The sequence below is a fragment of the Pseudomonas sp. PGPPP4 genome (assembly GCF_002256045.1).
GTDB lineage: Bacteria > Pseudomonadota > Gammaproteobacteria > Pseudomonadales > Pseudomonadaceae > Chryseomonas > Chryseomonas oryzihabitans.
Window position 1 is genome coordinate 221,066 of the sequence record NZ_NKID01000009.1, and the last position, 9,826, is coordinate 230,891.

Genomic DNA, 9,826 nt, shown 5'->3' on the forward strand with positions numbered 1-9,826 from the left:
CTCTCCTGTGTCGGTGCGCCGATCAGCGCTTGAGCCAGCCCGCGTCCTCGAACACCGGGGTGACCCGGGCGGTGTCCTGGGCGATGTAGTCCTGCAGCGCCTGGCCTTCAAGGAAGGTGGGCACCAGCGCATTGCGCTCGATGTACGCCTTGAACTCCGGCGTCTGGCTGACCTTGCGCAGCAGTTCCACATAGAAGGCCCGTTGTTCCTCGCTGACCCCGCCCGGCAAGAGCACGGTGCGCGGGAAACGGTATTGGTCGATGCCCAGCCCCTGCTCCTTGCAGGTGGGCACGTCGGACCAGGCCTGGGTCTCGGTGACCTTGGCGGTATAGGTCATGCGCGCCTGGCTGAACACGCACAGCGGCACCACCTGGCCGCCGCGCCACTGGCTCAGGCTCTCGCTGGGGTTGTTGACGTTGGAAGTGATGTGCTTGCCGGCCAGCTGGGTCGCCGCCTCGCTGCCACTCTTGAAGGGAATGTAGGTGAGCTTGGTGCCCTCGGTGCGATTGAGCAGCAGGGTCAGGGTCTGGTCGACGTCCTTGGACTGGCTGCCACCCATGCGCTTGCCGGCCGGATCCTGCTTGATGGCGTCGAGGTAGCCCCGCGCGTCCTTCCAGGGCGCGTCGGCGTAGCTCCAGAGGATGAAGTCATCCTCGGCGATGGCCGCCACCGGGGTGAGATCGGCGAGCTGGTAGCCGAGCTTGGCGGTCAGCGGCAGCAGATAGACGTTGTTGGTGGCGATGACCAGCTTGTCCGCCTCGCCCTTGGCCATCTTCATCTCCAGGAAGGCCTCGGCGCCGTTGCCGCCACCCTTGTTCATCACCACGGTGCTGGCGTCGAGCAGCCTGTGCTGGGTGATGATCGACTGGATCAGTCGGCCGAGCTGGTCGGTGCCGCCACCGGGACCACCGGCGACCACGATCTCCACCTTGCCCTCGGGTTGCCAGGCAGCCTCGGCGACGGGAGCCACCACAGCGGCCAGGCACAGGGGGAGGGCGGCGAGCAGGGAAGTGCTGCGCATGGGGATACCTCTTTCTTGTCGTTGTTTTGGGTGGGCCGAGTGTGCGCAGCACCCGGCGATCCTGACCAGTCAAAAGATGGCATGCACCTATAGCCTGGGGTTATGCCTGGCGCTGCTCTTCATCTGACTCCGTACGGCAAAAGGGCTGTAGCGACGAGCGAAAACCGACCTATATCCTGCGGCTATACACCTATGCGCAGATTTGATTAGACGGTTATCGCCCCCCCGGCTGATAGTCGACCTCGCCAGCCGGCAGCTGAGCACCCATAACAAGAATCCCAGGGGTCCATGCCATGCTCTCGACGTCCCGTTCCTCACGCCTCGGCGAAGCCGCCGTGCCCACGGCGCTCCAGGCTTCCCGCGTCCGCTGGCGCATCTTCGCCATCATCTTCGGCCTTACGGTCATCAACCTGGTGGACCGCGTGTCGCTGTCCATCGCCATGCCTACCATCGCCCGCGAATTCCAGCTGACGCCGGCCACCCAGGGGCTGATTCTCAGCAGCTTCTTCTGGGCCTATGCGCTCCTGCAGATTCCCGGCGGCTGGCTGATCGACCGCTACGGCCCGCGCCGCGTCATCGGCTGGTCCACTGGCCTCTGGGGCGTCTTCCAGACCCTCGCCGCCTTCGCCACCGGCGGGCTGTCGCTGATCTTCGCCCGGGTCGCCCTGGGCGCCGCCGAGGCGCCTCTGTTCCCGGCCGGTGGCAAGCTCAATTCCCTCTGGCTGGCTTCCAGCGAGCGCGGCCGTGGCGCGGTGCTGATGGACTGCGGCGGACCGCTGGGCGTGGCCCTGGGCGGACTGCTCATCGCCTACCTGATCGCCGTCTTCGGCTCCTGGCGTACCGCCTTCTTCATCGCCGGTATCGCCACCCTGGCCATGGCCTGGCTCGCCTGGCGCTATCTCCGGGACGACCCGGCCGCCCACCCCGGGGTCAATGCCGCCGAGCTGGCGCGCATCAACGAAGGTCGCACCACTTCGGTGGCCCAGGCCGCCAAGGCCGGCGCCCGGGGCCTGGGCATCGCCCGCCGCTCCCTGGCCGGCATCCTCATCGGTCGCGCCAGCTGGGCCATGGTCTTCTTCGGCCTGCTGACCTGGGGGCCCAGCTACCTGGCCCAGGCTCGCGGCTTCGACATCAAGGGCATCGGCGCCGCGACCTTCGTCATCTTTCTCTGCGGCGCGGCCGGCTCCCTGGTCGGTGGTTTCCTCTGCGACCTGCTGGTGCGCAAGGGCGTGCGCCGTGGCCTCGCCGCCAAGGGACTGCTGTCCTGCTCCGGCCTGGTGGCCCTGGCGGCTTTCCTGCTGCTGCCGCGGCTGACCGATCCCTATGCCGCCGTGGCACTGCTGTCGCTCACCGCCTTCTTCCTCATGTGGGGCAGCCTCTACTGGAGCTTCCCGGCGCTGCTGGCGGCGCCGGCGCGGGTCGGGCTGATCGGTGGGGTAATGAACCTGGCCGGCAGTCTCGGCGGCATCGCCGTGCCCATCCTGGTCGGCCTGCTGCTGCAGCACCTGGGTGGCTATCCCGCAGTGCTGGGCTTCTTCGCCCTCTGCTCCGGCCTGTTCATCCTCGGCACCCTGTTGATCGCCCTGGACCAGCGGGAGGTGCAGCATGGCTGAGCTCTATGACGGCCCCATCGTCGATGCCCATCATCACTTCTGGGAGCCCCGGCGCAACCTACACCCCTGGCTGTCCGGCACGGAAACCATCCCCTTCCGCTATGGTGACTACAGCGCCATCAAGGGTGACTATCTGCCCGAGCACTACCTGGCCGACGCGGCCGGTCATGAGGTGGTCCAGACCGTCTATATCGAGACCGAGTGGGATCCGCGCGATCCCTTGGGCGAGACCCTCTACGTCCATGACCTGGCACGCCGCCATGGCGCGCCCCATGCGGTGGTCGCCCAGGCCTGGCTGGATGCGGCAGACGCCGCCGAGCTGCTCGCCGCCCAGGCCGCCTTCGAACGGGTGCGCAGCGTCAGACACAAGCCCGGTGGCCCGGCGCGCCCGGAAGAGGTGGGCAGCCAGCGCACTCTGATGAGCGATGACCGCTGGCGCCAGGGCTACGCCGAGCTGCAGCGCCACGGCCTGCACTTCGACCTGCAGACGCCCTGGTGGAATCTCGACGAAGCCTGTCGCCTGGCGCGGGACTTCCCGGCCACCCAGCTCATCCTCAACCACACGGGGCTGCCGTCCGATCGCAGCGCCACAGGTCTGGCCGCCTGGCGCGCGGCCCTGGCCCGGCTCGCCGAATGGCCCAACGTGGCGCTGAAGATCTCCGGCCTGGGCCTCGCCGGCCAGCCCTGGCGCGCCGAAGACAACGCCTGGATCGTCCGCGAGGCCATCGCCGTCTTCGGCCCGGAACGCGCCATGTTCGCCAGCAACTTTCCCGTCGACCGTCTGTGCGGCAGCTACGACACCATCATCGGCGGCTTCAAGCGCCTGGTGGTCGACCTGCCCATCACGGCGCAGCGCCAGCTCTTCCACGACACCGCCCAGCGTCTGTATCGCCCGGTGGCCGACGTCTTTCGCCTGGACACCTACCTGAGGACTTCCGCATGAGCAATTCCACGCTTCCCCGCCTGGCCCTGGTGCTGGGTGATCCGGCCGGCATCGGCCCCGAGCTGATCGCCCGCCTGCTGGCCGATCCCGAGGTGCGCAGCCGCGCCCGCCTGGTGCTGATCGCCGACGAGGAGGAGGCCCGCACCGGCATGCGCATCGCCGGTTGCGAATACCCCTACCGCCCCATCGATAGCCTGGACGCGCTCGATTTCCAGGACGACGTACCCCTGCTGTATCCCTACCGGGGCGCTGCGGAAGGCGCGTTTCCCCGCAGCGAAGCCAGTGTCGTCGGCGGCCGCTACAGCCTGGACACCCTGGCCGTCGCCCTCGACCTGACTCAGGCGGGGCACACCGACGCCATCCTCTTCGGTCCGCTGAACAAGACCTCCCTGCACCTGGCAGGCATGGGCCACAACGACGAATTGCACTGGTTCGCCGAGCACCTCGGCTACCAGGGGCCATTTTGCGAATTCAACGTGCTCGACGATCTCTGGACCTCGCGGGTGACCTCCCACGTCGCCCTGAAGGATGTCCCTGGCTTGCTCAGCCAGGAACGGGTGATCGAAGCCATCCAGCTGATCGACAACGAACTCAAGCGCAGCGGCCTGGCGCGACCGCGCATCGGTGTCTGCGGCCTTAATCCGCACAATGGCGACAACGGCAGCTTCGGCCGCGAGGAGATCGACCTCATCGGCCCGGCCGTCGAGCGCGCTAGGGCGCTGGGCATCGCCGCCGACGGCCCCTATCCCGCGGACACCATCTTTCTCAAGGTCCAGGGCGACGCCCGCGCCTTCGACGCTGTGGTGACCATGTACCACGACCAGGGCCAGATCGCGATCAAGCTGATGGGCTTCTCCCGTGGGGTCACGGTGCAGGGCGGCTTGCCCATTCCCATCGCCACGCCCGCCCACGGCACCGCCTTCGACATCGCCGGTCAGGGCCGCGCCAATGTCGGTGCGACCCGTCAGGCCTTCGAGATCGCCTGCCGCCTGGGCGCGTCCCGCCACTGATAGCTGCCGCGGCGCCCAGGCGCCTCCCGGATCCGCCGAACCGGCCCCTGGGGCCGGACGGCCTTACTCATGCTCGAAAAAGGAACCTCACCATGAAAATCACCAGCGTTCGCACCCGCGTCTTCGAATGGAAGGGCAAGGTCGTCCCGCCACAGGCGCACTTCTGCACCAACGCCACCGACATCCTCTATGAGCGCGGCGACGCCATGGGCTCCTTCCGCTTCCACGGCTGGCTGGTGGTGGAAATCGAAACCGACAGCGGCCTGGTCGGCCTCGGCAACTGCGCCCTGGCGCCGCGGGTGGCCAAGGAAATCATCGACCTGTACCTGACCCCCATCGTCCTGGGCCAGGATCCCTTCGACAACGAATACCTCTGGCAGAAGATGTATCGCCGTACCCACGCCTGGGGCCGCAAGGGCATCGGCATGGCCGCCATCTCCGCCGTGGACCTGGCGCTCTGGGACCTGATGGGCAAGGCGGTAGAAAAGCCGGTGTTCAAGCTGCTGGGCGGCCGCACCAAGGAAAAGATCCCCTGCTATGCCTCCAAGCTCTACGCCAACGACAACCTCGATCTGTTCCTGGAAGAAGCCCAGGGCTATCTCAACCAGGGCTTCGACGCCCTCAAGATGAGATTCGGCTACGGCCCCAAGGACGGCCCGGCTGGCATGCGGCGTAACATCGAACAGGTGCGCGCCTTGCGTGAACTGGCCGGTCCCGACGTCGACATCATGCTGGAGTGCTACATGGGCTGGACCCTGGAATACGCCCGCCGCATGCTGCCCAAGCTGGCCGAGTTCGAACCGCGCTGGCTGGAAGAGCCGGTCATCGCCGATGACATCGAAGGCTACGTCGAACTCAAGAAGATGGGCATCATGCCCATCTCCGGCGGCGAGCACGAATTCACCTCCTACGGCTTCAAGGATCTGCTCGAACGCCGCGCCGTGGACGTCATCCAGTACGACACCAACCGCGTCGGCGGCATCACTGCCGCGCGCAAGATCAACGCCCTGGCCGAAGCCTGGTCGGTGCCGGTCATCCCCCACGCCGGCCAGATGCACAACTACCACCTGACCATGGCCAGCACCGCCTCGCCCATGGCCGAGTTCTTCCCGGTATTCGACGTGGAGGTAGGCAACGAACTCTTCTATTACGTCTTCAAGGGCGAACCCCAGCCCGTCGGCGGCTACCTGCAACTCGACGACGACAAGCCTGGCCTGGGTTTGGAGCTGTCCGAAGAACATCTCAAGGACTTCGATGTGATCGAGTAGCGGTGGTACCAACCGCCGCCTCTGGGAAGGGCGGCGGCCAGCTGCGGAATCAGACCCCGGCTTGCTGGTGTCGCCATTCCTGACTCCGGCCGCCAAAACCATAGGCAGCCGCCCGCGCGTCGATCAGATGCACATAGCAGAGCTCGTGCAGATCGGGCCGGAGTTTCACCATGGCCGCCTGGACTTCATGAAGGAAACGCGCCTTTTCGCCCTTTGTGTTCGTCTCGTCGGTGATGCTGATGTCGAGATGAAAGGCACTGCCGCCGAGCGTCGCCAGCGATTCCCCGCCCAGGAACCAGTCCGCAGCAGCTATATAGTGAACGGTGGTCGCCATCAGCTCCGGGCGCTTGCCCAGATGCTCTGCGACCAAGTCATTGATGACGGCTGCGGCACGTTGACCGAGCGCTACGTCTCGCTCGCCGGATAGATGGAGCACGATATGTGGCATGGCTGCTTCCTCGTTGGTTGGTGGCCCCAGTCTGAAGAGACTGGTTGCAGCGGAAAAGCAGGAAGATAAAATGTTATCCATCGTTTTTTGGAATGGATGCTCATGTCAGGCTTCGATCTGGATCTATTGCGTACGCTTGTTACGGCTGTCGATGCAGGTAGCCTTTCGGCGGCGGTACCACTGCGCTGTCTCTCGCAATCAGCTCTCAGCGAACAACTGCGTAAGCTGGAAGAGCGCGCCGGCCAGACTCTATTGATTCGCAGCAAGGCCGGCGTGAGACCTACCGCTGCAGGCGAGCGTTTGCTAGCCCATGCCCGGCCGCTATTGGCCATGGCCGATGCGGCTTGGCGTGATCTCCACGGGATCCCTCTTGAAGGTGAAGCCTGCCTGGGAGTGACCGACTATTTTCGTCCGGTCGATCTGGCGAGCCTGCTGGCACGCCTGCATCAACAGCTGCCTGGACTGCGTCTGCGTACCCGTATCGGCAGGAGTGACGAGCTTGAGGTCGCTCAGCGCGAAGGCGAGCTGGACCTGGCCATCGTTATGAAGCTGGATGTCGCCCGCAAAGCTGCACCCGGGGTGACGATCAATCCTCTTCACCAGGAACCACTAATTTGGGTAGGCAGCTCGGATACAAATCCGCTGCAGCCGGGACGACCCGTGCCTCTGGCCTTGTTGCCGGAAGGTTGCTCCCTGCATCGATTGGCTTGCAGTCGTCTGCAAGCCGCAGGTATTCCTTACGTGATCAGCCATATCGCGTCCGGTGTGGCCGGTTTGCAGGCTGCACTGACGGCAGGGCTTGGCATCGCGTGCCTGAATGCTTCCGCCGTTACCGGCCAGGGACTGCGCCTACTCGCCGAAGACGCTTTGCCAGCGTTACCCTCGGCACGCTTTCTGCTTTTGCAGGCTCATCATGATGAGGGCTCTGTGCAGTCGCGGCGTTTGCAGGTGCTGAGCGAGACTATTGCTGCAGGCCTGCGCGGCTAGGTGAAGAAGGCCTACCTGTTGTTTCGGACAGGCGCTCGATTTTCGCCCGTGCTCAACCGCAGTGCTAGATCACAGCGCCCGCTACGTAACCTGACTCAACCCGCCAATATCGCCGCCGCGCCCCGTGGTTGTCGGGTGTACCACAGCACCCGGCTGACCCCACGGGTCACCGCCACATAGCTCAGGCGCAACGCCTCGTCCGCCATGGCGTCGTCATAGCTTTGTTGGAAGTGTCCGCTGGTCGCATAGAGGGCGTTGCGCAGCGGATGGGGCTGCTGGGGCTGGCCATCGTCCAGCACGATCGCCACCTCGGCCTGCAGGCCCTTGGCTCGGTGAATGGTGCAGGTGCGTACGCCTGGCTGACGTCCCAACTGCTCGTTGATGGCTTTCAAGGGCGCGTTCAGGCGACTCATCACCATGACCGCACACCGCTCCGGCCGCTCTCGTTCCGCGGCATACGTCCGTTGCGCCTCGATCTCGTTCAGCAACGCAGCCAACTGGCGGGCGATATCGAATTGCGGTACGACCTTGACCCCATGACCCTGGTCATCCGCCGCGCGAAAGGCCTGGGTCTTCTTGGGCTGCTTGTGGCGTACCTGCGTCAGGATGCGTTCGCCGTCCGTCACGATGTCCGGTGAAGAACGGTAGTTGGTCCCCAGCATCAGTGTCTGGCTGGGCGTCTGGCTTGGAAACCAGCGGTCGAAGTGAATGAACAGCTCCGGCGAGCTGCCTCTCCAGCCGTAGATGGATTGCCAGTCGTCACCGATGGCCATCAGCGAAGGCGCGGCCTGCTCCTCGGCGAGCCTGCGCTGTACCTGCTGCAGCCAGAGGGCGATCTGCGGCGAGATGTCCTGGAATTCATCGATCAGCAAATGGGTGAAGGGCTGCAGACGGGCAATCAGGGCGCGACTGGGCTTCTTTTCCAGGCGATCCGTCAGCACGGCGAAGGCGGTATTGAAGGTGATCAGCCGCTGTTCCTTCAGCAGCTTGCCGAAGTGTCGCCAGAATTGCTGCATGGCCTCCAGGAAGATCCGGTCCCGCGTCGAGCACTCCAGCTGACTGCTCTTTATAGAGCCGACCCGCAACCCCAGGGTCTCGGCGAATGAGGCCTGGCCATAGAAGAGGTCGGGCAGCGGTTGCGGTTGACGTTCGCCATTGAGGACGAAGGGCTGCAAAGGTGGCGCGCCGGGTGGCTCCTCCTCATTGGGCGGCGCCAGTTCCAGCAACAGATGGACCCGACGCCGAAAGCCGGCGTCCTCGCGGTAGCTATGCTCGTAGGCCTGTATCAGGAGCTGCCGTTGAGCCTCGTTCAGGCTGGCGCCAGCCAGCATGCCGTTGTCCGGTTCGTCGTCACCTTTCGATTGGCTGGACAGCTGCTCGAACCATTGCGTCGCCCTCAGTTCGGTGCGCGCCAACTGTGCCAGGGCCGAGTGAAAGGTCCTTACCAGTTCGCGTGCCGCCTCGTCATCCAGCGGCGCCTCCCAGAAGGCCAGGACACGCTTGAGCTGGGCGCGCAACTCTTCACAGGACGCCTTGGTGAAGGAGATGACGGTCAGCTGCTCGCGCGGGATGTCTAGATGGCACAGCATGAACACCACTCGCAGCACCAGCGTCGTGGTCTTGCCCGAGCCGGCCCCCGCGAAGATACGGGTAGCCGGAGCCCGCGCGAGGATCATCTTCCACTGCTCAGGTGAGGGTGGCTGGATGATGCCCTGAGCCACGGCCTGCTCGACCCGTACCTTCATCCGCTGTTCCTGGGAGCGCTTGATGGTGAGCGCGGGACCATAGATGCCGGCGGGGGAGGGGATGGCCGGGGTAGCTTGTATAACGGATTGCTCGCTGTTCGCCGCCTTGACCGAGGCTTTGGGCTCGGCCTGCCGTTTGCGGGCCTTGGTCGGCTGCACCTTTTTCTGGCCGCTTTGCGCCTGCTCTCCTTTAAGGAAGAGCGTGGTACGGGGAAACCAGTCGCCCAGGGTGTTTCTCAGCTGTTGTCGATAGCGAGCCAGGATGGAAGTCATGCAGTCCTCGAAACATGGTCTGCCGGCATCTTACCTCGCACAGGTGACAGCTCGCCTTTTGGTGGCCTTTTTCATCCCTGCTGAAAGATTCTTGAAATAACCTGTTGACCTGTCCTGAAACTCCCCTATAATGCGCCCCACTTCCGGCGCAGACGCTGAAGCGGCTTGAAAATCAAGCACTTAGGTCTGGGTCGGGCGAGGGGTCCACGGATTCTTCGCCATTTGGCTCTCACCTCAGGGTGGCAGCGAAATGAAGCGGAGGGGTTGACAGCGTCTGAGGATGCTGTAGGATTCGCCTCCCGCTGCCGAGATTGGCTAGACCGGTCAGGCAAGCGCAAGTGGTTGAGTTGAAACGAAAAAGTTCAAATCAACGCTTGACAGGATGTGAGGGCAGCGTAGAATGCGCGCCTCGGTTAGCGACACGGTCGCAACCAACTGCTCTTTAACAAGTTGAATCAAGCAATTCGTGTGGGTGCTTGTGAGATAAGTCTGATGTCGCAAGATTATCAGCAACACAA

General features: G+C 64.5%; 8 protein-coding genes and 1 pseudogene. 5 read left to right on the forward strand and 4 right to left on the reverse strand.

Features of this window, described 5'->3' with window-relative positions; genetic code table 11:
- Positions 1-22 precede the first annotated feature (22 nt).
- Positions 23-1,021 (reverse strand): tripartite tricarboxylate transporter substrate binding protein, encoded by a 999-nt coding sequence (locus tag CFE50_RS17255; RefSeq protein WP_042136469.1) that lies wholly within the window; start codon positions 1,019-1,021, stop codon positions 23-25.
- 293 nt (positions 1,022-1,314) lie between these two features.
- Here CFE50_RS17255 and CFE50_RS17260 point away from each other — a divergent pair, with 293 nt between their 5' ends.
- From CFE50_RS17260 to CFE50_RS17275, 4 genes are all read left to right on the forward strand, one after another.
- Positions 1,315-2,634, forward strand: coding sequence for an MFS transporter (locus tag CFE50_RS17260; RefSeq protein ID WP_241808947.1), 1,320 nt, complete (start codon positions 1,315-1,317; stop codon positions 2,632-2,634).
- On the forward strand, positions 2,627-3,577 hold the full coding sequence (locus CFE50_RS17265; protein WP_286736280.1) for an amidohydrolase family protein: 951 nt from the start codon (positions 2,627-2,629) through the stop codon (positions 3,575-3,577). The genes CFE50_RS17260 and CFE50_RS17265 overlap by 8 nt, the downstream gene beginning before the upstream one ends.
- Positions 3,574-4,587, forward strand: a complete 1,014-nt coding sequence (locus CFE50_RS17270; RefSeq protein ID WP_108582182.1) for a 4-hydroxythreonine-4-phosphate dehydrogenase PdxA — start codon at positions 3,574-3,576, stop codon at positions 4,585-4,587. Before CFE50_RS17265 ends, CFE50_RS17270 begins: the two co-directional genes overlap by 4 nt.
- A gap of 92 nt (positions 4,588-4,679) precedes the next feature.
- Complete coding sequence (locus CFE50_RS17275) at positions 4,680-5,855, forward strand: L-rhamnonate dehydratase (protein ID WP_286736285.1); 1,176 nt, start codon at positions 4,680-4,682, stop codon at positions 5,853-5,855.
- Positions 5,856-5,904: 49 nt separating this feature from the next.
- Here the strand turns inward: CFE50_RS17275 and CFE50_RS17280 are convergent, their stop codons facing one another.
- The gene (locus CFE50_RS17280) at positions 5,905-6,303 is read right to left on the reverse strand and encodes a tautomerase family protein (RefSeq protein ID WP_241810344.1); all 399 of its coding nucleotides are present in this window, start codon (positions 6,301-6,303) and stop codon (positions 5,905-5,907) included.
- A gap of 102 nt (positions 6,304-6,405) precedes the next feature.
- Between CFE50_RS17280 and CFE50_RS17285 the strand changes: the two genes are divergently transcribed.
- On the forward strand, positions 6,406-7,290 hold the full coding sequence (locus CFE50_RS17285) for a LysR substrate-binding domain-containing protein (RefSeq protein WP_241810345.1): 885 nt from the start codon (positions 6,406-6,408) through the stop codon (positions 7,288-7,290).
- Between the two features lie 95 nt (positions 7,291-7,385).
- Here the strand turns inward: CFE50_RS17285 and CFE50_RS17290 are convergent, their stop codons facing one another.
- Positions 7,386-9,308: a UvrD-helicase domain-containing protein gene (locus CFE50_RS17290; protein WP_286736290.1), complete on the reverse strand. Its 1,923-nt coding sequence runs from the start codon at positions 9,306-9,308 to the stop codon at positions 7,386-7,388.
- A 324-nt stretch (positions 9,309-9,632) separates the two neighbouring features.
- Positions 9,633-9,826, reverse strand: a pseudogene (locus CFE50_RS17295) (hypothetical protein); the annotation flags it as partial.

What these genes read in the sequence shown, in the direction of transcription:
- CFE50_RS17280 (WP_241810344.1), bottom strand. Translation starts at nt 6,303, where the DNA reads ATGCCACATATCGTGCTCCATCTATCCGGCGAGCGAGACGTAGCGCTC.
- CFE50_RS17260 (WP_241808947.1), top strand. Translation starts at nt 1,315, where the DNA reads ATGCTCTCGACGTCCCGTTCCTCACGCCTCGGCGAAGCCGCCGTGCCC.
- CFE50_RS17255 (WP_042136469.1), bottom strand. Translation starts at nt 1,021, where the DNA reads ATGCGCAGCACTTCCCTGCTCGCCGCCCTCCCCCTGTGCCTGGCCGCT.
- CFE50_RS17285 (WP_241810345.1), top strand. Translation starts at nt 6,406, where the DNA reads ATGTCAGGCTTCGATCTGGATCTATTGCGTACGCTTGTTACGGCTGTC.
- CFE50_RS17290 (WP_286736290.1), bottom strand. Translation starts at nt 9,308, where the DNA reads ATGACTTCCATCCTGGCTCGCTATCGACAACAGCTGAGAAACACCCTG.
- CFE50_RS17275 (WP_286736285.1), top strand. Translation starts at nt 4,680, where the DNA reads ATGAAAATCACCAGCGTTCGCACCCGCGTCTTCGAATGGAAGGGCAAG.
- CFE50_RS17265 (WP_286736280.1), top strand. Translation starts at nt 2,627, where the DNA reads ATGGCTGAGCTCTATGACGGCCCCATCGTCGATGCCCATCATCACTTC.
- CFE50_RS17270 (WP_108582182.1), top strand. Translation starts at nt 3,574, where the DNA reads ATGAGCAATTCCACGCTTCCCCGCCTGGCCCTGGTGCTGGGTGATCCG.